The sequence below is a fragment of the Chryseobacterium sp. SIMBA_028 genome, assembly GCF_046535285.1.
Classification (GTDB): Bacteria; Bacteroidota; Bacteroidia; order Flavobacteriales; family Weeksellaceae; genus Chryseobacterium.
Map to the genome: position 1 here is coordinate 1 of NZ_JAWRWZ010000706.1, position 245 is coordinate 245.

The 245-nt window shown below is 66.1% G+C and carries 1 protein-coding gene; it reads left to right on the forward strand.

The window, feature by feature from the left end; genetic code table 11:
* Positions 1–245, forward strand: a 245-nt coding sequence (locus SCA31_RS25080) for a uroporphyrinogen-III synthase (RefSeq protein ID WP_410699653.1), incomplete at both ends; no start/stop codon positions are given.

The window sequence follows — 245 nt, forward strand, 5'->3', positions numbered from 1 at the left end:
CGTTGACATGCTCCTGGTGGAGGGAATCCGCGGCAAAACCGTGGCCGTCCAGCTCCATGGCTACACCGACGTCCGGCAGCTGGAGCGGCTCCGGATGTCCGGGGCCACGGTGCTGACAGTGGCGCCTTACCGTTGGGTCAAGCCCGACGGCGAGGACAAACTCCCCCGCCTGATCGAGGCCGTCTGCAGCGGGAACCTGGACGTCCTGACTTTCACAAGCGCTCCCGCAGTGGACGCCATGTGGA